At 44.8% G+C, this 21083-nt stretch carries 24 protein-coding genes and 1 pseudogene; 8 read left to right on the top strand and 17 right to left on the bottom strand.

The features are described from left to right. Nucleotides 1-4 precede the first annotated feature (4 nt). Together K3F53_RS08250 and K3F53_RS08245 are read left to right on the top strand one after the other, a co-directional pair. Nucleotides 5-1696 (top strand): GAF domain-containing sensor histidine kinase, encoded by a 1692-nt coding sequence (locus K3F53_RS08250; protein WP_327859958.1) that lies wholly within the window; start codon nucleotides 5-7, stop codon nucleotides 1694-1696. Nucleotide 1697: 1 nt separating this feature from the next. Then, entirely contained in the window at nucleotides 1698-3149 is a 1452-nt protein-coding gene (locus K3F53_RS08245) for a sigma-54-dependent transcriptional regulator (RefSeq protein ID WP_057899013.1), read from the top strand. A 98-nt stretch (nucleotides 3150-3247) separates the two neighbouring features. Here the strand turns inward: K3F53_RS08245 and K3F53_RS08240 are convergent, their stop codons facing one another. From K3F53_RS08240 to K3F53_RS08220, 5 genes are all read right to left on the bottom strand, one after another. Next, nucleotides 3248-4168, bottom strand: coding sequence for an ROK family protein (locus tag K3F53_RS08240; protein ID WP_246615696.1), 921 nt, complete (start codon nucleotides 4166-4168; stop codon nucleotides 3248-3250). Nucleotides 4169-4475: 307 nt separating this feature from the next. Continuing rightward, entirely contained in the window at nucleotides 4476-5894 is a 1419-nt protein-coding gene (locus tag K3F53_RS08235) for a phosphomannomutase/phosphoglucomutase (RefSeq protein WP_220560347.1), read from the bottom strand. Beyond that, complete coding sequence (locus tag K3F53_RS08230) at nucleotides 5878-6996, bottom strand: glycosyl transferase (RefSeq protein WP_220560335.1); 1119 nt, start codon at nucleotides 6994-6996, stop codon at nucleotides 5878-5880. Before K3F53_RS08230 ends, K3F53_RS08235 begins: the two co-directional genes overlap by 17 nt. Further along, nucleotides 6977-8191 (bottom strand): glycosyltransferase family 4 protein, encoded by a 1215-nt coding sequence (locus K3F53_RS08225; RefSeq protein ID WP_057899016.1) that lies wholly within the window; start codon nucleotides 8189-8191, stop codon nucleotides 6977-6979. Before K3F53_RS08225 ends, K3F53_RS08230 begins: the two co-directional genes overlap by 20 nt. Continuing rightward, the gene (locus K3F53_RS08220; protein WP_057899017.1) at nucleotides 8188-9231 is read right to left on the bottom strand and encodes a nucleotidyltransferase family protein; all 1044 of its coding nucleotides are present in this window, start codon (nucleotides 9229-9231) and stop codon (nucleotides 8188-8190) included. The genes K3F53_RS08225 and K3F53_RS08220 overlap by 4 nt, the downstream gene beginning before the upstream one ends. A gap of 642 nt (nucleotides 9232-9873) precedes the next feature. Between K3F53_RS08220 and K3F53_RS08215 the strand changes: the two genes are divergently transcribed. Together K3F53_RS08215 and K3F53_RS08210 are read left to right on the top strand one after the other, a co-directional pair. Continuing rightward, on the top strand, nucleotides 9874-10860 hold the full coding sequence (locus K3F53_RS08215; RefSeq protein WP_057899018.1) for a type I phosphomannose isomerase catalytic subunit: 987 nt from the start codon (nucleotides 9874-9876) through the stop codon (nucleotides 10858-10860). A gap of 167 nt (nucleotides 10861-11027) precedes the next feature. After that, on the top strand, nucleotides 11028-11987 hold the full coding sequence (locus tag K3F53_RS08210; protein ID WP_062731156.1) for an MBL fold metallo-hydrolase: 960 nt from the start codon (nucleotides 11028-11030) through the stop codon (nucleotides 11985-11987). 69 nt (nucleotides 11988-12056) lie between these two features. Here K3F53_RS08210 and K3F53_RS08205 read toward each other — a convergent pair whose 3' ends face one another. Together K3F53_RS08205 and K3F53_RS08200 are read right to left on the bottom strand one after the other, a co-directional pair. Beyond that, complete coding sequence (locus tag K3F53_RS08205) at nucleotides 12057-12314, bottom strand: GlsB/YeaQ/YmgE family stress response membrane protein (protein WP_057899020.1); 258 nt, start codon at nucleotides 12312-12314, stop codon at nucleotides 12057-12059. A 145-nt stretch (nucleotides 12315-12459) separates the two neighbouring features. Further along, nucleotides 12460-13239: an alpha/beta hydrolase family protein gene (locus K3F53_RS08200; protein WP_057899021.1), complete on the bottom strand. Its 780-nt coding sequence runs from the start codon at nucleotides 13237-13239 to the stop codon at nucleotides 12460-12462. 59 nt (nucleotides 13240-13298) lie between these two features. Between K3F53_RS08200 and K3F53_RS08195 the strand changes: the two genes are divergently transcribed. Beyond that, nucleotides 13299-14219 (top strand): LysM peptidoglycan-binding domain-containing protein, encoded by a 921-nt coding sequence (locus tag K3F53_RS08195; RefSeq protein ID WP_220560333.1) that lies wholly within the window; start codon nucleotides 13299-13301, stop codon nucleotides 14217-14219. Nucleotides 14220-14554: 335 nt separating this feature from the next. Here K3F53_RS08195 and rarD read toward each other — a convergent pair whose 3' ends face one another. Continuing rightward, nucleotides 14555-15511, bottom strand: coding sequence for an EamA family transporter RarD (rarD, locus tag K3F53_RS08190; RefSeq protein WP_057899023.1), 957 nt, complete (start codon nucleotides 15509-15511; stop codon nucleotides 14555-14557). 340 nt (nucleotides 15512-15851) lie between these two features. Between rarD and K3F53_RS08185 the strand changes: the two genes are divergently transcribed. Beyond that, nucleotides 15852-16208, top strand: a complete 357-nt coding sequence (locus K3F53_RS08185; protein ID WP_057899024.1) for a group I truncated hemoglobin — start codon at nucleotides 15852-15854, stop codon at nucleotides 16206-16208. Nucleotides 16209-16299: 91 nt separating this feature from the next. On the opposite strand, the gene K3F53_RS08180 is transcribed toward K3F53_RS08185, so the two are convergent. Beyond that, entirely contained in the window at nucleotides 16300-16473 is a 174-nt protein-coding gene (locus K3F53_RS08180; protein WP_220560323.1) for a hypothetical protein, read from the bottom strand. A gap of 179 nt (nucleotides 16474-16652) precedes the next feature. On the opposite strand from K3F53_RS08180, the gene K3F53_RS08175 reads away from it, so the two are divergent. Further along, nucleotides 16653-16847: a hypothetical protein gene (locus K3F53_RS08175; protein ID WP_057899026.1), complete on the top strand. Its 195-nt coding sequence runs from the start codon at nucleotides 16653-16655 to the stop codon at nucleotides 16845-16847. Between the two features lie 354 nt (nucleotides 16848-17201). Here K3F53_RS08175 and K3F53_RS08170 read toward each other — a convergent pair whose 3' ends face one another. The 8 genes and pseudogenes from K3F53_RS08170 to K3F53_RS08140 form a co-directional block, all read right to left on the bottom strand. After that, on the bottom strand, nucleotides 17202-17780 hold the full coding sequence (locus K3F53_RS08170) for an OmpA family protein (RefSeq protein WP_057899027.1): 579 nt from the start codon (nucleotides 17778-17780) through the stop codon (nucleotides 17202-17204). Nucleotides 17781-18009: 229 nt separating this feature from the next. Then, nucleotides 18010-18629 (bottom strand): annotated as a pseudogene (locus K3F53_RS08165) (recombinase RecT); the annotation flags it as partial. A 146-nt stretch (nucleotides 18630-18775) separates the two neighbouring features. Further along, the gene (locus K3F53_RS08160; RefSeq protein ID WP_057899028.1) at nucleotides 18776-18973 is read right to left on the bottom strand and encodes a hypothetical protein; all 198 of its coding nucleotides are present in this window, start codon (nucleotides 18971-18973) and stop codon (nucleotides 18776-18778) included. A 343-nt stretch (nucleotides 18974-19316) separates the two neighbouring features. Further along, the gene (locus K3F53_RS08155; RefSeq protein ID WP_057899029.1) at nucleotides 19317-19628 is read right to left on the bottom strand and encodes a hypothetical protein; all 312 of its coding nucleotides are present in this window, start codon (nucleotides 19626-19628) and stop codon (nucleotides 19317-19319) included. Between the two features lie 12 nt (nucleotides 19629-19640). Further along, nucleotides 19641-19766, bottom strand: a complete 126-nt coding sequence (locus K3F53_RS19655; RefSeq protein WP_257721568.1) for a hypothetical protein — start codon at nucleotides 19764-19766, stop codon at nucleotides 19641-19643. Between the two features lie 42 nt (nucleotides 19767-19808). Then, nucleotides 19809-19985: a hypothetical protein gene (locus K3F53_RS08150; RefSeq protein WP_156424052.1), complete on the bottom strand. Its 177-nt coding sequence runs from the start codon at nucleotides 19983-19985 to the stop codon at nucleotides 19809-19811. 55 nt (nucleotides 19986-20040) lie between these two features. Next, nucleotides 20041-20214, bottom strand: a complete 174-nt coding sequence (locus K3F53_RS08145; protein ID WP_156424053.1) for a hypothetical protein — start codon at nucleotides 20212-20214, stop codon at nucleotides 20041-20043. 220 nt (nucleotides 20215-20434) lie between these two features. Beyond that, nucleotides 20435-20641, bottom strand: a complete 207-nt coding sequence (locus K3F53_RS08140) for a helix-turn-helix domain-containing protein (protein ID WP_057899030.1) — start codon at nucleotides 20639-20641, stop codon at nucleotides 20435-20437. A gap of 141 nt (nucleotides 20642-20782) precedes the next feature. On the opposite strand from K3F53_RS08140, the gene K3F53_RS08135 reads away from it, so the two are divergent. Beyond that, nucleotides 20783-21082 (top strand): helix-turn-helix domain-containing protein, encoded by a 300-nt coding sequence (locus K3F53_RS08135; RefSeq protein WP_091259901.1) that lies wholly within the window; start codon nucleotides 20783-20785, stop codon nucleotides 21080-21082. Nucleotide 21083 lies beyond the last annotated feature (1 nt).

Raw genomic sequence — 21083 nt, 5'->3', positions numbered from 1 at the left:
ATATATGATGGAAAACAAGCGAGATATTATCGAGCTGCTTACAGGCGCCCGTTCTTCCAAACGCAACTACTACACCGAATTAAAAAAGAACCTGCGCAAAATTAAAAAGAAGAATATGCAACTTGAAATTATTAATCAGGTTGTAAAAAGTTTCAATGTAGATATGTCCATAGACGATATGCTGAAAAATGTCATGGACAAGCTGAAAAATATCTTTTCCTTTGACTACCTATCCCTTTCTATGTTTGAAAACGGTAGCCTTATCCTAAGCAACGCCTATCCACAGAACCATGTGGTCATTCCACCAGGCACCCTATTAACCCCGGACGATTCATTATGCTGGAAAGCCATTCATGAAAAAAAAGTGCTGTTACATACTGTCACCCCTTCTCTGGATCAACAAGGGCTTTATGCAGAAGAACGAATCTTGTCAAATGTAAATATCGTGCAAATGCTTGCTGTTCCTTTATTCAGCAAAAATCGTCCTATCGGCGCGCTCAACCTTGGCGGTACATCTTCTGATACATATAATCATTCCGATTTAACATTTCTACAGCAACTGGCCGACCAACTAGCGGTTTGCATCGAAAATTCGCGGCTCTATAACGAGGTGCTACAAAGCAAGCGGGAATGGGAACGAACGTTCAGTGCCGTGAAGGACTTGCTATTATATGTAGACATGGATTATCATATTCTTCGTTTCAATCAAGCAGTTTGTGAATTTCTCCGCATTCCCGAAACCAAAATTTATGGAAAAAAATACGACGAATTATTTCGTCCCCCGACTCATACATGGACGCTTTGCCCGTTAAGCGAATGCTACCGTACGAGGCAAACCGCCTATCAACAACTTCAGCTTGTCGGCAAACGCATTTGTGATGTATTTGCTTATCCGGTTCTGAATGAAGAGAACGAGATGTACGGAGCGATTCTTTACATAAAAGATGTAACAAAAAAGCTACACATCGAAGCACAGCTAATCCAATCCGGGAAATTGGCGGCAATCGGCGAAATGGCAGCTGGTGTTGCACACGAATTAAATAACCCCCTCACAGCCATTCTTGGAAATACGCAACTTCTATTGCGGGAAAGTGAAAATGGAACACGCAAGAATCAATTGCTGCACGATATTCTTATTTGCGGTAAACGATGCAAAAACATTATTCAAAATCTTCTTACTTTTTCCCGCCAAGAAGACTACATGTTTTATGAATGCTCATTAAATGACGCGGTCAATCAGGTGCTCAGCCTTGTTCGTTATCAAATTGAGCGCAGCAATATTTCGCTTACCGTACAACTCCAGACGGACTTACCGCTTATAGAAGGAAGCATCCAGCAAATCGAACAAATCATTCTCAATCTATTGCTCAATGCAAAAGATGCCGTCAACGCAAACGGGAAAAAACAAAAAAACATCGCTATCCAAACCGTTCAAAAAGACAAACGGTTTATATGCCTGCACATCAGGGATAACGGCTGCGGAATCGCAGAAGAAAACAAAGACGAGATTTTTCACCCTTTCTTTACAACGAAGGAAGCGCAACAAGGCACAGGACTCGGTCTTTCCGTCAGCCTTGGTATCGCCCGGGCGCACGGCGGAACCATCGAAATGGAAAGCAAAGCTGGACATGGAAGTTGCTTTACCCTTATTCTTCCGGCTCTTATGAAAGAAACGAACAATGATAAGGAGAAATGATATGAATCGAATGCTAATTGTTGACGATGAAACACAGGTACAAACGTTTTTTTCCTATCTACTGCACAGGAAAGATATCCATCTTTCATTTGCTAGCAATGCATATGAAGTTATGGCAGCGCTCGCCGGCGAACCATATCAGGCCGCTCTTGTCGACTTAAAGCTGCCAGATACGAACGGACTCGATATTTTAAAAGCCATCAAGGAAAAAATGCCCGGGTGCAGAGTTATCATTATGACCGGTTACGGTACGGTAAAATCAGCGCTTGAAGCCATCCGACTCGGTGCGGAAGATTATATCGAGAAGCCGTTCGATGATATTGATGAACTAGAAAGGCTGATTCACAGTCTCTTCACCTCTCCTGTGAATCAGCGACAAACGGAAATGCTGCGCCTGGCCGAACAAACCGGATTTATTGTCGGTCAAAGTACCGAGATGCATCATTTGCTATCCCTCGCCTACAAAATTGCGCGCAAAAATATTACCGTATTGATCGAAGGAGAAACCGGTACAGGAAAAGAAGTGCTTGCCCGCTTTCTTCATCACGCCAGCGCACGACAGCAACAACCTTTTATCGGGGTCAACTGCGGAGCGTTTACGGAAACATTGCTGGAAAGCGAATTGTTTGGCCATGAAAAGGGCGCTTTTACCGGCGCCACCCAAACACGCAAAGGATTATTTGAGATCGCCAGCAAAGGCACGTTATTTTTCGACGAAATTGGCGATGCTTCCCCTTCCATTCAGGTTAAACTGTTGCGTGTCTTAGAGACAAGGGAATTTATGCGGATCGGAAGCGAACAGCACCGTCATACGGACGCACGCATTATTGCCGCTTCTCATGTCAATTTGCATGAAGCGGTCAGGCAGGGAAAATTCCGTGAGGACTTACTCTACCGCTTGAATGTAGTCAAGCTTTCTATTCCGCCGTTGCGCGAACGAAGAGAAGATATTCCATATCTCGTGCAATACCTTGCCAAACGACACAAAACCGGCGAAATGTTCTTCGTCTCTGAAACACTGGCTCTGATGCAAGAGTATGACTGGCCTGGAAATATAAGAGAACTATCCAATGTGGTAGCACGCGCACTTACGCTGGCAGATGGAGAAACGTCAAGAATTACTCCCGATTATTTACCTGCTTCCATCGTTAAGCCAGTCCGTATATCTCAAACTTCCTCCCCTTCTCCCAGGAACGAAGGACAAGCGCTTCTGCCATTTGAAGACTATCTTGAATCATGGAAACAAGAGCTGCTTGCACAATGGCAAAGCAGCATAGAGCACATCGATTTCCCATCGATTATGAAACGCATAAAAGAACTGGAACGAATAATTGAAAAAGCCTTTGTCACGAAAGCGCTACGTGAAACACTGGGCAATCAGAAAAAGGCTGCCCGTCTATTAAATATTAGCGTCCGCACCCTGCGCTATTTACTGAATGAAAAAGGAAAGTAATGTACCCGCGCGTCCGTTTTCCATGACGAAGCCAAACGGCCAGGCCGCACGCCGCCCCACCTACTTTCGCGAAAAAATGACGGAGCCTTCCTCATTTTTCAAAGTTTACATGTATCAAAGCGGCTGCGCCGATCATTCCCGCATCTTTTTTCAACAGCGCTGGAACGATCGGAGTATTGCGTGCCGCCGGGTTTAGCGTATGGTTTCTCACATACTTTCGAACCGCTGCAAATAGAGGATCGCACTTCCGCTACACCGCCGCCGATCACGATCCTCTCCGGATCAAACAAATTAATTAAAGCGACGCATCCCATGCCAATATGTGTAAATGCTTCCTCGATTAGAGGTACGATCCGAGGTTCGTTCTTTCGGTAAAGGGCAAACACCTCTTTTGTCGTAAGCTTCGTTCCCATCACCTCGGACGCGCGCCTGGCAATCGCTGTTCCTGATGCAACCCACTCAAAGCAGCCTTTCTGTCCGCAAGCGCATCTTCCCTGTGCCGGATCAATCACGATATGACCGACCTCGCCCGCATTCCCGCGATAGCCGGAAACCAATTTTTTATCGATAACTACACCGGCCCCAATTCCGGTGCTAATGGTCAAATAGATAAAATGCTCGCACCCTTGGGCATTACCTGCCCAATTTTCGGCAAGAGCGGCACAATTTGCGTCATTCTGAAGCAGGACCGGAACCGAAATTTTTCGCTTTAGTTCTTCAACTACGCAAAAATCGTCCCAAGACGGCAAATTCACCGGGCAAATCAACTTACCCTGTTTTGCGTCTAAAGGTCCCGGGGCACCGATGCCAATTCCTGCAACTTGTTCCATTGTTATTCCCTTCTTATCAAGCAGGCGTAAAATATGTTCTGCAATTTGTGCAACCATTTCCGTCGCAAGGATCGATACATTCGTTGGAATTATCGTCGATGCGGCAACACAGCCCTTGGCATCGATGATTCCAATCGCCACTTTCGTTCCTCCGATATCTACTCCAACAGCGAAAGGTTTCACTTTCACCTCCATACCCCCTTGTACCAAAGTTCCAATTCTAGAAATCTCACGACCCGAAAGCCGAAAACGCTGATATAAATAAAAAATATGTACATTTATTCTATACATAGCATTAAACATAGCGATCCCAAGCTTGGAATCCACCATCTCATAATATAAATATAAATATCAAGTGCCGTTAAAATAAATCAATCCTTCCGCCTATCCAACAAAATCAACTTGGCCTGCTAACAAAAAAGGAGTCCTCCCTTAAAGCTCACAGGATTTATCAAAAGGTAGGACTCCTTTTTCATGTTTGATCAGTTTATGCCTGTCACCAAGAAATAACAAGGTCAGAACATGCCGCATGAAGCGCCTTTTCCATTTTTTGCTTGATCCGCTTCAAACCCTGTTCTGATTCGGCTTCCGCTCGCAACACCAAAATCGGTTGAGTGTTGGAACTTCGTATCAATCCCCAGCCGTCTCCGAATAAAACCCTTACTCCGTCGACATCAATAATATCATGCTTCCCGCTGAAATGCCGTTTGACCTGCTCCAGTACCGGCTGCTTTTGCCCTTCCTCACATGGGACTCTCGTTTCAGGGGTAGAAAAATATTGGGGCACATCCGAAAATAAATCAGACAAACGGCGCTCGCTGTGCGACAGAATGCGTAACAATCTTCCCGCCGCATAAAGTGCGTCGTCAAAACCGTAGTACTCGTCACGGAAAAACAAGTGTCCCGACATTTCTCCGGTAAAAGGCGTGTTGATTCTTTTCATCGTCGCTTTAATATGGGAGTGTCCCGTCCGGTGAAAGACCGGCTTCCCTCCCAACCGCTCGATCTCCTCAACCAGCCCCTGGGAACATTTAACTTCCACCAGCGCTTCGCATCCAGGATACTTCGGCAAAATTTCACGCCAAAACAAAATCATGAGCTGATCGCCCCATAATATGTGTCCTTTCTCATCCACCACTCCAAGGCGGTCACCATCGCCGTCAAAAGCGATACCGAGATCCGCCTGTTCTTCCTTTACTTTAGAAATTAAATCCTGCAAATTTTTCGGGTCGACCGGATCGGGATGATGATTCGGAAAGCTCGGGTCAGATTCACAATATAACGGTATGACGTCGCATCCCCAAGCCTTTAACGCCTTCGGCACAAAAGGCGACGGGGTTCCGTTTCCACAGTCAGCAACCACTTTCAATTTTCTCGGCCCCAGCTTGATTTTTTCCCGCAGCATATGTAAATAAGGGGTTTCAATATCGCGTGGTTTCAACAAATTCTTATCCCAATCAAATGAATCCGGTATCGCTTCCGAAGCGTTAAGCTCCTTCATCACCGTCTTCAATTGTTGAATGGCACTTCCGTAAATGGTAGTCTTATCCATCGCAATTTTAAATCCGTTTTCGTCCCCCGGATTATGACTTGCGGTGATAATTACCCCGCACGATATATTAAAATGTTCCAACGCGTAGTAAAACATCGGGGTTGTCACTTCACCAACATCAATCACTTCGCAACCTGACCGATGAAGCCCACTAATTAAAGCACGATGCAATTCCGGTGAAGACGTTCGGTTATCCCTTGCAACTACGGCCTGACTTACTCCTCTTTTTTTCACTTTGTCGCCAAAAGCTCTGCCTAACAGATACGCGAACCGCTGATCAATATCCGCTCCCGCTTTTCCTCTTATGTCATATTCCCTAAAAACGTGAGCGGGCATCACAGCATTCTCAGACACAACAGACATTTGCCTCAACCTCCAATTTCAAAATGGAATAGTTGGCCTCCGTTAGCAAGTACGCGATCGTCGATTCAGCACCTTGATTTCCATTGATTCCTTTCGGTGTTAAACCGTCATGGCAGCTACCTTCCTGGAAATTAACCAGCGGCGTTTGCCAGTCATTATTTCCGTAAAACCAAGAACGGCATTTGTTAAGCACTTCCCAATATATAAGATCTCCCAGTACCCGATACGCCTGCGCTGAGGCTAGCGCCAATTTCATCACTTCGATCGGCTGTTGATCCCACTTGCTTCTCGTCTCTTCCGTACACCAGCCCCTGTTCCCAATGGGTCTGATCCACCCCTGAGGCGCGGTCATTTTCTCAATCAAAAAATCAAGGCTTTCTTTGGCGATCTGGCGTGTTTCCTGTTTTTCCGTGACGTTATAAGCATGAAGCATCGCCCACGGAAAAACACCATTACTGTAGGTCATCACCGGTTCAAACCAATGCCATCCAGCCCGGGCGTGACAGCGATAAAGTTCCGTTAATTTATTTTCAAAAAGTCTTACACGGGAGCGTAAAACGGATTCCATTCCCGCCCCCCAGCGCTCCAGCGTTTCCTTAATTTTGGTGAGATTACCTGCCAGTAAGCTGCATGCTGCGAGCGCATAAGCCCATCCACGGGGATAAGCCATCTGGGCGCATGGTTCCATTCCTTTATCGAATATCTGTTCAGCTGCAAGCAAGCGATCTTGATCATGCCTTAATTTGACGATCGTAATCGCACTTGCCCAAAGCGCTCGCCCAAGACAATCGTCGGAAGGACGTTCTGGTTCCGGTGTCCGATCATATGCGAAGTTATTATGAAAATGGCCGTCCTCACGCTGTGCCCATAACAGGAAAGCCAGGTACCGGTCAATAAGATGAAAAAGCTTTTCTTTTTGCGACTCGTTGGGGATTAACGAATAATAATGAAGCCACTCGAGACAAACCCACAACGCCCTCGCATTATCGTCGGTTGTATACCCCTCTTTGCGCCGGGGAATCATTCCTAAGCTATGCTCCAACAGCCCCGTGTCATCCGTCATCCGTTCCAGATGGCGAAAACTAACTGTATAAGGATACAATTTCTTTCACCTCTCTTTGCCCTTCTCCCCGAGGTGAAAGCGTCTGAGCCGTTTGCGCGACCCGGGCAAAAAGGCGGGCGTATTCCGCTCCCACATGCGGCCAGTGCATCGTTCGCCCGATTTGCTCCATCCTTTTTTCCCATTGTCTTAATTCGTCTGGATTGGAAAGAAGCCGGATCAGTTTTTGCGCCCAGGCGGTGTAATCTTTGTACGGAACCAACAATTCTTCATAACCTCGTAACAGGTCTTGCGCATACGTGTAAGGAGTTGTCACTACAGGTCGTCCCAATCCTACGGCATAGGCGAGCGTTCCGCTCGTAATCTGCTGCATTCCCGGATAAGGAGTGACATAGAGATCGCATGCCGTTATATACTTCACCAAGTCCTCTTCCGCTACATACCGATCGATCATCAGCACGTGTTGCTCTAACCCTTTTTCGCGGATCAGTTCCTGCAACTCTTGCCGATACGATTCGCCTTCCCGTTTCTTTACCTCAGGATGTGTTTGACCAACAATGACATACAGTATATCAGGCACCACTTTTACAACCATTGATAATGTGTGCAGGAGCATTTCAATTCCTTTTCCCCTGCTTAGAAGTCCGAACGTAAGCAAAACCTTTCGGCCTGTCCATTGCAGTTGCTCCCTGAACTGCTCCCTTTTTTCGGGTTCCGGAACCGGAGTGCCATGTGGAATAAAAACAATTTTGTCTTCCGGTATCGAAAAAGCGTCCACTAAATATGGAATCGCCTTTCGATTCATTACGACAATACGGTCGCTTCTTTGCGCGATCACTTGTTGAATGGAACGATAGGGTTCTTCCGGCTTTTGAAAAACCGTATGAAAAGTAGTAACGAGCGGCTTCTTTACGTTTTCAATAAATTCAAGAATATACTCGCCCGCATGACCGCCGAAAATACCGAATTCATGCTGCAGCGAGACGAGCGAAACATGACTGTTGTTAATTTTTCTGGCCATTTTGGTATACGCTTCTTTTTTATCACGCAACAAAGGCCAAAGAGCTGGATCAGGCTCTTGGTACATCGATTGTTCCTTAGATCCGATCATAACGATAACCGGATCTAACCCTTTCCATCCTTTTGCCGCCTTCACGTTTTGCCTTAGATGGTGGGTATACGTTGCCAAACCGCATCTTTTTGGAATATACGTACTTACATAGGCTATACCGTTCATCCTTGTAATCCACCTGCCCATCGATTCATTACGGCCTCATAAAGAATATGCTTGGAACCTAACTCCAGGTCGTAGCCAAAAATGCAGTTCTTCAACTGTGTAGCATTGTGAACCCTGCATCTGTTCCACATAATCGTTTCCGAGCAGCGGACGTTTTGCCCGATTTCACAGTGGTCCCCTATGACCGCATAAGGCCCGATCACGCTGCGATCACCAATTTTCACACGATTTCCAATAAGCACCGGCGGAACAAACAACACCCCTGACCCAATTTTCGTATTTTCACCGATCCAGATGCCATTTTCTTCTTCCTTTCCTCCCAAAGGAAGCCTGAACTTTCGCTCCAATAGGTCCCAGTGAACCTTACGGTAGCGTTCTTTCGTTCCCATATCGAGCCAATAACCATCAATGACTTTACCGTAGACTCTCATTCCCTTTTCGATCAATAGCGGAAACGTCTCTCTTTCGATCGATACCTCTTCCCCTTTCGGAATCCACTCCAACACCGTTTTTTCCATTACATAAATACCGGCATTGATGCGGTTGGAAGGAGCCTCTTCTTTACTCGGTTTCTCCACAAAACGGACAATTTGCCCAAACGGATCCTGCTCGACCACGCCGTACTGCGAAGGATCTTTAACCTCAGTCAATCCGATCGTGACCGCTCCTCCGTGTTCCAGATGAAAATCCAGCAAAGGCTGGATAGCCACTTGATGAACAATATCGGCATTCACAACAAGGAAACGATCATCTAAAAACTCCTGTGCATTTTTGATCGCGCCCGCCGTACCAAGCAACGTTTCTTCGACTGCGTATTGAATGCGCACACCTAATGAAGTTCCGTCACCTAAATAATCACGAATCATCTCTGGATAGTGCTTCACCGCGATCACAAAATCAGCAATTCCTTCGCTCTTCAAATGCAGTATGAGATGCTCTAACCACGGCCGATTTCCGATCAGCGCCATCGGTTTCGGCAAATTCTCCGTCAACGGTCTTAGACGCGTTCCCAATCCGCCAGCCAACAGCAATGCTTTCATCTACATCATCTCCTACATAATGTTATAAAGTTTAAAAATAGCAGAAAATGCAAGAAGAAAGACTTTACATGGAAGCTGGTTCATCTGATAAATTTAGCAACAATGGGAATCTAACAATAAAGTATGTACGTTCAAACGAGAACAAAGAGAAAACCTTACCACTGTTTATGAAATTTTCTCTCACGCAACTTATTAGCACTCATATAAAACGGCTGCTAACAATAATATAAAAATCATTCGTATTCTTTACAACGGCGATCAATGTTAATGTTTGACTATTTTCTGTCGATTCCTTGCAAAATCATTTATTTTTTTCTTGAAATATAAATTTTTTTCTTGTTTACGCCTGCTTAGTTTTCCATTGAATACGATTCATTTTTTTTTTGCATGTCAGCAAGAGAAAAAAGAAACAAATCCATTTTTTTTGCAAAAAATAAGCCTTATTTGTGCTTCATTTTCTTTTTTCGTTGTTGAATTGATTGAATAAACATACTAGATATAAAAATATAAATACCTTTCCTCTCCTAAATTCCAATACATGGTAGGAAAAACCGCCTTAATGCTCGCATTAGGCTGTTTTGCTTCATCTTTCTAATCCTGACTGTTGAATTTTTCAAAAATCCATCGGTAGGGTGATGAAACATGAAGGCATATCCTGTCAAGTTCTTTCCTATTCCACAAGAACGAATTTGGGGTGGAAACCAATTAAAAGAGTGGTTTGATGTACGCACTTCAAAGCCTATTGGGGAATACTGGGTGTTATCCAGTCATCCCAATGCAATGAGCGTTGTCATGAACGGACCTCTTTCCGGAAAAACACTCGTTCAATTAACGGAAGAATTTCCCCAGGACTATTTAGGCCATTCTCCACAGGATCGTTTTCCCCTGCTTATTAAATTCATTGAGGCCCGTGAAGATTTATCCGTCCAAATCCATCCGAACGATTGCTACGCGAAGGAAGTCGAAAGTGACTTTGGAAAAACCGAGGCATGGTACATCCTGGAACATAAACCGAATGCGAAAATCGTGTACGGTCATACGTTCAAGAATAAGGAAGAATATCTACGGGCTATTGCAGAGAAACAAGTTCCCTATTTTTTGCAAACGAAAGAGATTACAAAAGACGAGCTGATTTTCGTCCCTGCGCAAACTCTTCATGCTTTACTATCCGGAACCATTTTGATCGAAATTCAACAAACGTCTGATATTACATATCGTGTATACGATTGGGAGCGCGTGGACAAAAACGGAAAAAGCCGAGAGCTACATATTGATAAAGCGGCAGATGTGATGATTTACGATAACTCCAATCCGCTGGCAACACAATCGAACCAGGAGCGCTTTTTTATCTCGAAGACATCTACTATGAAACATGAACATCTACTGACATGCCCTTATTTTTCGATCGAGAAACTTTTGATTAAAAATGGGGGATGTGACCTATCACTCGGAAAAAAAGGGAATCCAGACATACTGATCGTGGCGGAAGGAAGCGGTGTGCTCGAAACCGATACGAACAGCGAGAATTTGGAACTAAGACGCGGCGACACGATTTTGATTCCGAGTACGTGTAACGGCTATCACATCCACACAAAGGAACAATTATCTCTTCTCAGAACATTCTATTAAGTTATCCACGGCTACCATCTTCGTATCCTCATTATTTACCTTCGCGCACCACGACCACTTCCAGGCCGAATGTCGCTGTGGTGATCATTTCAACTTTGCTTATATACAAGCTCTTTATGTTATAATAAAGTAAATTTAGAAAAATCAAAATGATAGGAGATATGGTAGTGAAAACAAATCATATTGTAAATCTCGGTGACAATATATACCAGATTGAACTTGTGGATCGCATGCAGCAAGGTCGTTCAACCGGCTACTTTATTGACAGCGAGCAAAAAACGGTCGTAGAAATGGGCGCAAGCGTTTCCGTTCCACGTGTGCTCGCCGCGCTTGAAGAGCTGGGTGTGGCCCCCGCACAAATTACATACGTTATCGTAACGCATATTCATCTTGACCATGCGGGAGGAGCCGGACTATTGCTCGAAAAACTGCCAAACGCCAAGCTGGTGGTTCACCCGCGCGGCGCGAAACATATGATGAACCCTGCGAAATTAATTGCAGGCGCGAAACAAGTGTATGGCGACGATTTTGACCGCCTGTTTACCCCGATCATACCTATTGCAAAAGAGCGAATGATGATCGCGGAAGACGGAATGGAGCTTGCCATCGACGATAATCGTACGCTCGTATTTTATGACAGTCCGGGGCATGCATACCACCATTTTGTAGTGTACGATCCGGTAAGTAAAGGATTGTTCAGCGGTGACGCCATCGGCATCAGCTTTCCTTGGTTAAAAGAAACATTCGGTGTTGACTTCTATACGCCAAGCTCGTCGCCCACACAATTTGACCCGGAAGCAATGAGCGCCACGTTGCGCCGCTTCGCCAACCTGGATGTAGAACAAATATATATGACTCATTATGGCCGTCATGCGGACGCGCAACGCATCATTGCGGAAAATATCGAACGGACAAATATGTATGCCCGCATCGCCGAAGAGGCATATGCGGAACATGCGACCTGGGAGCATGTGGCTGAGCGTTTACGCCGCTACTTCCATAACGAATTAGTCAAAATGGGCGTACCGGAAAACGATCCAATTCTAAAAACATTCGAGTTCGATATCCAGATGAACGCAAAAGGTATGTTCCATTATATGGAGACCAAAGTACGCTCCCAAAAGTAAGCAGATGAGAAAAGCCCGCATCCAAATTTTCGGATGCAGGCTCTTTTGTTTTTCTCTTGGCGCAGCTGTTTATTTCGTAGCGCGACCCATGCTGCGCAAAATAAAGCTAACTACAAACGCCACGATAATTGCGCCGATAACCGCCGGAATGATCGCAAACCCGCCAATAACCGGCCCCCAGTTACCAAACAGCGCTGAACCAATCCAGGCGCCGACAAAACCCGCGATAATGTTACCGATAACTCCCCCCGGGATGTCACGTCCGGCAATTAGGCTTGCCAACCAGCCGATAATCCCGCCTACAATCAAAGACCAGAGAAATGCCATATGTGTGTCCTCCTTTTTCCTATAGCTTTCTACCGTGGTATCGTTAGTATTCACCTAGATCTTAAAATCGTAACATACATATAGTGGAAAACATATTATTTCTAAATCTCAAAAATTTTATCATTTTTTTCATTCGGTAATCCCTTCATGGGACCGACAATACGTCTTTCAGCCAATGGCATGCCTCACTGATCGTTCCATAATGAGCTGCCTTTGGAAAGTGGTGCCCATACTGCGGATAATACCAAGCCGTAAACGGCTTGCCGAGGCGCTCAAGCCGTTCTATCATGTAGCGCGCATGACGGGGACTTACCTGTTCGTCTTTTCCTCCCTGAATAAAAAGGACAGGACATGTGATGTCTTCAGCCCGGTACAGCGCTGAACGTTCCATATAGGCGCGCGCGTCCTTAACCGGATGACCGACCACTCGTCTGAGCATCCGGCGTAAATCTGCGCGCTCTTCGTATGTAAGATGCAAATCGACCACCCCTCCCCAGGAAACGACGGCACGCACAAAGTTCATCTCCGCCGCGGCGAGAAACGCGCCCATCGCGCCCCGGGAAAAACCGATAACCGCGAGGCGCTTTTTGTCCACCCACGACAAATGTGCAAGCAAATCAAACGCGCCATACACATCCTCGCGGTCCGCGCCGCCGAATTCATCATGTCCTTCCCCGCCCTCATTCCCGCGATAAGAAGGGGCGCATACGACAAAGCCGCAAGCTGCCATATGCTCAATCCATGTGATTTGTACCATACCGACCCGGCGAATTCCTCCACGACAGTATACAAGCCCCGGATATATGTCAGGCGCCTTTGGGCGGGCTAAATATCCGGCCACAACCGCATCACCCGACTTGTACAGAATGTGGTAGACGCTTACATCGGGCAAGGACGAAGGCAGAGCGATGCGGGAAATCAACATAAAAATCCCTCCTTCTGCTAAAAAATGGCGCCAAATAGGCTGTTGCCGAATAATATATCATGAAAAAAATAAGGAGTGGATGCTTTCTGGATATTTATGTTGTAAAACCAGGCGACTCGCTCTGGTCTATCGGCCAAGCATACGGCGTCGATCCGGCGGAAATTGCGCTCGTTAATGAGTGGAGAACACCAGATCGTCTCGTCGTCGGCCAGACGCTTGTCATTCCAACCAGGGTCAGACGACATACGGTTAGGCCCGGCGACTCGCTCTGGTCCATCGCCAACCGCTATGGGGTCAGCGTAGACGCGCTGCTGACGCTCAATCCGCTGCCGCCGCCCTACGTTCTCACGCCTGGTCAAGTGTTGCTTATCCCTTCCGTAAGCAAAAAATACGGAACAATCGGAACAAATGGCTACATTGAGCCGCGTGCTCCGAACCGTGACGTCCCGATTGTCCGGCAAACAGCGCCGCACCTTACATATCTGTCCGTTTTTAGCTATCATGTAAGGTCCGACGCTTCGCTGGAGCCGATAAACGACACGTCCGTAATCCAAGCTGCGCTGCAAAATAATGTGGCGCCGATGATGGTCATTACGAACTTTGCAGAGGGAAACTTCAGAGCAGAGATTACAAGCGCCATTTTTACCAATCGCACACTGGAAAACCGCCTATTTAACAACGTGCTGCGGGTCGCGAAGGAAAAAGGCTACCGCGCCATCAACGTGGACTTCGAACGGATTTATCCAGAGCAACGAAATTTATACAATGCGTTTCTAGAACGCCTGACCGCGTTTATGCATAACAACGGCCTGCTCGTGTCCACCGCGCTCGCCCCGAAATCGTCCGATCTCAAAACAGGCGAATGGCATGGTGCACATGATTACGCCGCCCACGGCCGCATCGTCGATTTCGTGATCATTATGACATATGAATGGGGATGGAGTGGAGGCCCACTCCGTCGCATAAGCATTCATAAATAAAAAATGGAACGATCTTACGTCCACATCCTATACCACCCTACATAAATTTTACGCTTATTTCTCCTTTTCTCCATCTCCTTCCTCCCTCCGCTCCTCTTGCTTCGCAGCGGCGACGCGCTGCGGCAATCCGGTCCGTAGCAAAAATTCAAAAAACTCCCATACCGCCTACTCGCCGAGTACACTTTTTTCATCTTTTATCCACATTATACCGCTCCCTCCCTGCTTTACTGTATGCGAGCACAAAGAGGGGACGGCCTTTTTCTTATGTGAAGTAATGAAAAGATTTTGCTCATTATTTGTAAAAAATAAACGCGCGAAAAAACACTTTCACATCATTAGTGAAAGTGTTTTTTTTCGCGCAATTGCCCGGAATACGAACCCGGCTTTCGATAGCGGGAAAGCGGGGACAACACATTCGTGTACGACAAGGAATACAACAGAAGCGCGCTCCAAATCAGCGAAAAACTGACCAAATGAACAAAAGTAAAAGCTTCTTTAAACACAAACACCCCAATTAACAAGCTAATCGTAGGCGATACATATTGAATAAAGCCGATCGTTGACAGCGGCACGACACGCGCACCCTTGGCAAACCAAAGCAGCGGCAGCGCCGTCACAACGCCCGTGCCAACCAACATCAGCAGCGTAAGGCTGGAACCATATCCAAGCGCTCCGCTTCCCCGCGTTTCCAGCAACAGAATATACATAAGCGCAAGCGGAGCCATAAAGGCGGTTTCAAGGACTAGACCAACCAGCGCCTCCGTCTGCGCCTTTTTCTTCACAAGGCCATACAGCGCAAAGGTAGTCGCCAGCGCGACAGCAATCCATGGAATTCTGCCGTGCTGCACCGTCAAAATCGCCACACCAACGCTCGCGAGCGCCAGCGCAGTTATCTGCCATCCTGTCAGGCGTTCGCGCAGCACCAGCACACCGAGCACCACATTAAGCAACGGATTAATATAATATCCCAGACTTGCTTCAACTACATGCCCGTTGTTAACCCCCCATATATAAACAAACCAGTTCGCGCTAATTAAAACGGAACTGAAAAAAGCAAACAGAAGGTTATTTCTGTTCTTAAACGCAGTTGCAAATACATTCCAGCGCCGATAGAAAAACAAAAGAAAGACGACAAATACGAAAGACCAGAAAATTCGATGCGCCAAAATCTCAAAAGCAGGAATATCATCAAGATACTTCCAATAAAGCGGCAACAATCCCCACACAACATATGCAATAACGATGTAGGCGACACCGGCCGCTTTTTCTCTCTCTTCTTCCTCATGTTTCATTATATTCCCCCTCCCTGTATTTTATTTCATTCCTCCTGGTACAATCTTATCTTTTCATTATAGAACAATAAAGTAAAAATTTACAAATAGAAATATAAAGGCCGTTTGCAACTTCATCAGGTATGGCTCCTATGTGGAGGATGTTGGTACTTACTTGATATTCTTACAGTTACGCATAGGAAAGAAATTATGTATCCCATAACTTTGCATATGTAAACATGAAAAAAGTTAAATTCAGATAAGTCGTTTTTCTTCAAATTGAAATTCTCGATTCAGTGAATGATTCAGACCGTTTCGTGAAAATATATATATTGACTGTTTTATCCAAAGGGAGGTTCATATGAGCACATTATACGAAAGGCTTGGCGGCGAAGAGACAATTGCTAAAGTGGTGGACTACTTCTATGATTTAGTTTTAGCAGATGATACCGTGAACCATTTTTTCAAAAACACGGACATGGAAAAGCAGCGCCGACATCAAACGAAGTTTATTAGCTTCGCATTAGGCGGACCCAATCAATACACTGGTGGGTCTATGGCAAAGGTGCACGAAGGAATGAATATACAGCCTGCTCACTTCGATGCTATCGTTAGACATCTTCGTGATGCTCTTGCACATTTTGGTGTTGATGAAGATGATATAGCCCAAGCATTAGAAAAGGTGGAAACCTTACGAGAAGATATTATATATAAATAGTATCTCATTCTTTTATAAATACAAAGCCCTACCACCCAATAAAGGGTAGTAGGGTATTTTCGCAAACATTTCGAGAAAATGCTCGATATGGTCAGCTATTCACGGTCTTCCTACCTGACGCCTTCCTCACCTCGTCAGCCAGCTCACCAAGCTCTTTCATATCCTTACGCAGCGCCTCTGCTGCTCTGTGGTACTCGTCCAGCTTCTGCTGACACTTGTCCGGCTTCGCGTTTTCTTCTTGCCACATTTTCTGATATTGCTTCATTTGTTCATCCTTCTCTTTCCATTCTGCTTGGATGAGGGCGATGATTTTGTCTGCTTTCGCTACGGGAATCATGTATGGATGATGATACGGACTGGTTTCTCCTGCGCTATCTGGCTGAATACCGTACGCGCTAGCTTTTTCCTCACTCCTTATCGAAGAATGTAGCAGGAGGTGATACTTTGGCTACGTATATCGTGAATGTCTACAAGAGAGAGGTTCATGTCAGCGCAAATATTACATCCAAGTGCAACATCGAGAAAATGCGAGACAATCACCACGTTGATACGGACGTGGACGATTGGTCAGTAGGATATAATCCTTTTAAACGCTGTCCGTATTGCTACATAGAAACGAATATCGCGCAGGAAGCATAGGGGTGGCAGCCCCTCTTTTTTATGCGTTTTATCTCTAAGATAAAACAAAAAGCACCGGAATTATCCGATGCCTTTTCGCAATTATGCACATTTATTCTTCATGTTGTTTTAGAAATTAAATTCCTACAGGTAGAATAACCAGTTTGTATTTTTCGCTATCCTTTACTCTTTCTAATTTTGCAAACCCTCTATTCTCAAGATATTTATACGATAACAACTCTGCCCCGGCAGCTACATTGACTGTAGCAGTTTTTTCCCTATATATAATGATAATTCCTTTTTAAATACTCGAAATTATGTAGTGATTTATTATCAGGCTTTAAGCTGTATATATGCTTACCGTAATTTATTTTGTTACATTTTAGGCTCAATAACAATTTCAACACGTCGATTTTTTTGCCGGTTTTCTTCAGTATCATTAGGCGCAATGGGTTGGCTTTCGCCATACCCTTTTGTTCTTATATGAAGGTTCTCTTCTTCATAGGTTTCCTTTAAATAATTGCTAACCTCTTTTGCCCTTCGTTCAGAAAGTGATTTATTATATGCCTCCTCACCTATGTTATCAGTATGCCCATTTATTTCTATTTTTGCTCCTTCGTACTTTTTAAAAACTTCACCTATCTCATTTAATACAACTTTTGCTGATGGCTTTAATTCACTCTTATCAAAGTCAAAGAGAACGGTATCAGGAATTCGAATTTTAATTTGTTTATTATCAGATGTTACAGAGAGATCAGGTGCCTTTAATTTTGGTACATCAAACTTAGGGGCTTCTAGTTTAGGAACTTCTAGTTTAGGGGCTTCTAGTTTAGGAGCTTCTAGTTTAGGAGCATTTATTTCTGGTACAGATGTTTGTTGCTCCTTTTCCGCACATGCAGAAAGCAACAAAAAAGAAAGTAAAAATAAAAACATTACATTTTTATGGTTTAACACTTTTTACTCCTCCCTTTGCTAATAGAAGTTTCCTTAATAATAACAAATAAAAGATAAAAAGTTACTTTTTATTCCTTTTTTATCTAATGTGTTACTATTGGCCATTTAATTTAATATGGTTTTTAGTAATACGGATAAGGTTCCAAAATAAAATCGATACAACTTACACACCTCCATATGTTTTCTACCAAAGAAAAAAGCGTAACTATTGGCTACGCTTTTTTGGTTATTAGATTAAGACTCCACCTACTGTCATCCCTTCGACTTCTATCATGTCGGCATGTGACTCGCTAGTAACGTCCTTTAGCTCACGCTCATCCTTATCTTCTACAACAGCCTTCTGCATTTCGACAGATAAGATGCCCCACTTAGACAAAAGGGATTTAAGCACAGTTTTCATGGCCATAGCATCCCAATCGTTTTTCCACCCAAAATCCGATTTACTGAATCTTTTCCTATGCTTTTCAACCTGTTCTTTCGTCCAGTAGACGGTTTTTCTAAATCCGTTTAACAGTTCGAAATAAGCTGCATATCCGATTACGACATCCGAGGCTCGTGATTCAAAATCAATGTCGATTTCTTCAGTAAGAGGATTCCACTTTTTAAGTTCACCTTCGTAGAGGGAGTCACATTGATATACCGATATTGAGCAGACCGCAAGGCCAATTGAATGTATCCTTTGTACCCCAGATGAAATTGTGCTTTGTTTCCGTAAGGGATAATCCAGGCATACCCTAAATTTTTGTCAATCGGCAAATCCAATGTAGCAGCAACGATTGCAGAAGAAACAATGCTCATCGATTCGCATTTTTGCAATGATGTTTCACTGTTATATAAATTGATAATGGATGTGATGTATTATGGTTTTCCATTCGGCGACGAGTATTTGCTTGCATCGTTTTGCCTCCTATTTGATTTTCAAAGAGCGTTCGTGATAAGATTTAAGTAACCGATTATCAAAGTGATTATGACCTGTTGCCGCAGGTCATTTTTGATTACCCTGCAACCTTTTGGATTGCAAAATCAGCAATGTACTCCCTGATGCAATCGCGTCTGTCATGCAACAAACCTTCATCTGTCCCCCAAACCAGTTCTTCTTCATAGACTCCACCGCCGCAAGTGATGCATTCACCAACGACTCGCGCTTCTTTTGGGTCTGGAAGACCTTGAGAAAACCTGTCTAAGTTCGTCATATTCTAACCCCCTTTCGTGCCAGCGCCCCTACCCCTACACTGGCGTTGCAGCCCTTTAGCTGCGCCTATGTAGTTCTTGTTGTGGTGGCCCCCTGTCGAACTTACACCGACTGTAGGCTTGTCCTATGGGCTAAAAAGTCAGGGCATCGCCCTGTAAGATAGTAAAGGTTGGAAGGCAAAGGGCTTATGTCTTTACTTCATAGCTCATCCCTCCTTTCGGAAGTGCTGTAGGAGCCAGGCAGAGAGAAAAGATGTGGTTAAGAGGTGGAATTCCCGGCCCCTACAGCAAGCCCGAGCTTGCCGTACACACGAACGTGTGTTATGATTTTTGTGACCATTTCTGCTAAGCTGTTTGAGTGTTCCCGCACTCGGCAGCTTTTTTCATGTAATAAAGTGACAAATCATGATAGCGCCGCAGATTCAATTTGTGATATGACCATGCTGCTAGATATCCTTTCTCTTCCCCTGCTGCTTTATATGCCTCAGCCAACTTCAAGAACTCATCAGCTTCTTTCTTGGCTTCTTGCATTTCTAGTTTGATTCGATTCAGTTCCAGACGATGTTGATAGGCTTCGTTTTGTTCGGCATCCATCAAGCTCATATCGTAGTCAGCCGTCCGTTCTAGCACTTCCTGTATACGTATATTCCAGCTCATCGCAACACCCTCCTAACTTCCTGCCCCCATTCTTCTACCGTCTCCATTTGTGCTATTAAGCGTCCGTGGCGCCACTCCGATTTCTTCAGATGCAACCTCGATGCTAAGTCCGGCGCAATTTCTACACTCTCGGTACATGGCTCCCCCCCCTTTCGATAGGATAATAAAAGTAGAAGCCAACTATCTCCTTTCACCACCTTTCACCCGCCGGGCGTTTCCCAGTAGTCGATGAGCAGCTTCGATCAGTCGTGCCAGCTCTTGTTGCTTTTGCTCCGGCGTGCGCTGTGCAAAAACCCGATCGATGCCGCGACTGATTTCTTCGCTTTCTTTGCGAAGTTCTTCGGCTTGGTGGTTCATGCACTGACCTCCTTTCCTTCGTTTAAAGGCTTGTCCCGAAGAAAAATTCCGGGATTCACCCGGTAGTAGGCGTAGTGGGCTTGGACTTCTCTTGCTGTTTGGCTCTTTCTTCTGCTTCAGCTGCCAATACACGCTCGGGGATACCCGAGTTTGCAAGATAGTCAAAGTACTGCTTAAAAAGTTCTTCTGGAGGTGTGTTGAAAATGATGATCGTCTTGGATTGCTTCATATCCTCCCCTCCCTTCTTGCTTAAAGATATGGTGTAGGACAACGAGGACTGCCCTGTGATTTAAACTTATTAATTTGTAAGATTTTCCTCTCTCCCTGTCGAATTATGGTATTCGGAAGAACTAGGATTTTGGCAAGTTTGAGTTCTTCCGATAGCGGCTTCCAACTTCTCAACTCGAGCTTCCAGCTCAGCGAGACGTTGCTCAGTCGTTTTCAAGGTTTCACCTCCTTAGGCTGTTTGTTTCATCATCCAGCAGTTCGGCGACCATTATGCCGAGAGCTTTGGCGATGCGTCTTAAAACTGGTATTGACGGAATGGTTTTACCAGTTTCAATTTCACTCAGGTATGCTTGAGCGATTCCAGCTTTATCAGCAAGTTCATTTTGAGTCATGTCTTTGCTGTTTCTCACCATTCTGACTTTCTTCATCGCTGTCAGCCTCTTTTCACTTTCTATTATATCGTTTTCAGCGATATAAAAAGAAAAAAGATAGTTATTTACGATATTTTTTATTCAGTTTTTCTGTTTTTATATAGTTGTCAGCTATATAATGATAGGTGGGTGATTATTTTGGATATTGGACAAAGAGTTAAAGACTTACGAACTTTAAAAGGTATGAAGGTAGTTGAACTTGCAAAAAAAGCTCATATTTCACAACCTTATTTAAGCGATATAGAAAAAGGCAGAACCACACCATCTATTGATAAGCTGACATCAATTTGCGAAGCACTGGATGTAACGTTGGGGGAATTTTTTGGATATACCCCCAACCTGCCCCCCGACCTCCTGCAACTCATCGAGACTGCCAAGAAACTCACACCAAAGGAACGGAAAGCGTTAACCACATTTCTACAAACTTTGAAAGGATGAT

This window comes from Aneurinibacillus thermoaerophilus (assembly GCF_019603355.1).
GTDB lineage: Bacteria > Bacillota > Bacilli > Aneurinibacillales > Aneurinibacillaceae > Aneurinibacillus > Aneurinibacillus thermoaerophilus.
Note: the sequence above shows the minus strand (reverse complement) of the source record. Positions and strands in the feature narration are given on the sequence as shown.

What these genes read in the sequence shown, in the direction of transcription:
- K3F53_RS08250 (WP_327859958.1), top strand. Translation starts at nt 5, where the DNA reads ATGATGGAAAACAAGCGAGATATTATCGAGCTGCTTACAGGCGCCCGT.
- K3F53_RS08245 (WP_057899013.1), top strand. Translation starts at nt 1,698, where the DNA reads ATGAATCGAATGCTAATTGTTGACGATGAAACACAGGTACAAACGTTT.
- K3F53_RS08235 (WP_220560347.1), bottom strand. Translation starts at nt 5,894, where the DNA reads ATGTCTGTTGTGTCTGAGAATGCTGTGATGCCCGCTCACGTTTTTAGG.
- K3F53_RS08225 (WP_057899016.1), bottom strand. Translation starts at nt 8,191, where the DNA reads ATGAACGGTATAGCCTATGTAAGTACGTATATTCCAAAAAGATGCGGT.
- K3F53_RS08220 (WP_057899017.1), bottom strand. Translation starts at nt 9,231, where the DNA reads ATGAAAGCATTGCTGTTGGCTGGCGGATTGGGAACGCGTCTAAGACCG.
- K3F53_RS08215 (WP_057899018.1), top strand. Translation starts at nt 9,874, where the DNA reads ATGAAGGCATATCCTGTCAAGTTCTTTCCTATTCCACAAGAACGAATT.
- K3F53_RS08205 (WP_057899020.1), bottom strand. Translation starts at nt 12,314, where the DNA reads ATGGCATTTCTCTGGTCTTTGATTGTAGGCGGGATTATCGGCTGGTTG.
- K3F53_RS08200 (WP_057899021.1), bottom strand. Translation starts at nt 13,239, where the DNA reads ATGTTGATTTCCCGCATCGCTCTGCCTTCGTCCTTGCCCGATGTAAGC.
- K3F53_RS08195 (WP_220560333.1), top strand. Translation starts at nt 13,299, where the DNA reads ATGAAAAAAATAAGGAGTGGATGCTTTCTGGATATTTATGTTGTAAAA.
- rarD (WP_057899023.1), bottom strand. Translation starts at nt 15,511, where the DNA reads ATGAAACATGAGGAAGAAGAGAGAGAAAAAGCGGCCGGTGTCGCCTAC.
- K3F53_RS08185 (WP_057899024.1), top strand. Translation starts at nt 15,852, where the DNA reads ATGAGCACATTATACGAAAGGCTTGGCGGCGAAGAGACAATTGCTAAA.
- K3F53_RS08180 (WP_220560323.1), bottom strand. Translation starts at nt 16,473, where the DNA reads ATGAAGCAATATCAGAAAATGTGGCAAGAAGAAAACGCGAAGCCGGAC.
- K3F53_RS08160 (WP_057899028.1), bottom strand. Translation starts at nt 18,973, where the DNA reads ATGACGAACTTAGACAGGTTTTCTCAAGGTCTTCCAGACCCAAAAGAA.
- K3F53_RS08155 (WP_057899029.1), bottom strand. Translation starts at nt 19,628, where the DNA reads ATGAGCTGGAATATACGTATACAGGAAGTGCTAGAACGGACGGCTGAC.
- K3F53_RS19655 (WP_257721568.1), bottom strand. Translation starts at nt 19,766, where the DNA reads ATGTACCGAGAGTGTAGAAATTGCGCCGGACTTAGCATCGAGGTTGCA.
- K3F53_RS08150 (WP_156424052.1), bottom strand. Translation starts at nt 19,985, where the DNA reads ATGAACCACCAAGCCGAAGAACTTCGCAAAGAAAGCGAAGAAATCAGT.
- K3F53_RS08145 (WP_156424053.1), bottom strand. Translation starts at nt 20,214, where the DNA reads ATGAAGCAATCCAAGACGATCATCATTTTCAACACACCTCCAGAAGAA.
- K3F53_RS08140 (WP_057899030.1), bottom strand. Translation starts at nt 20,641, where the DNA reads ATGAAGAAAGTCAGAATGGTGAGAAACAGCAAAGACATGACTCAAAAT.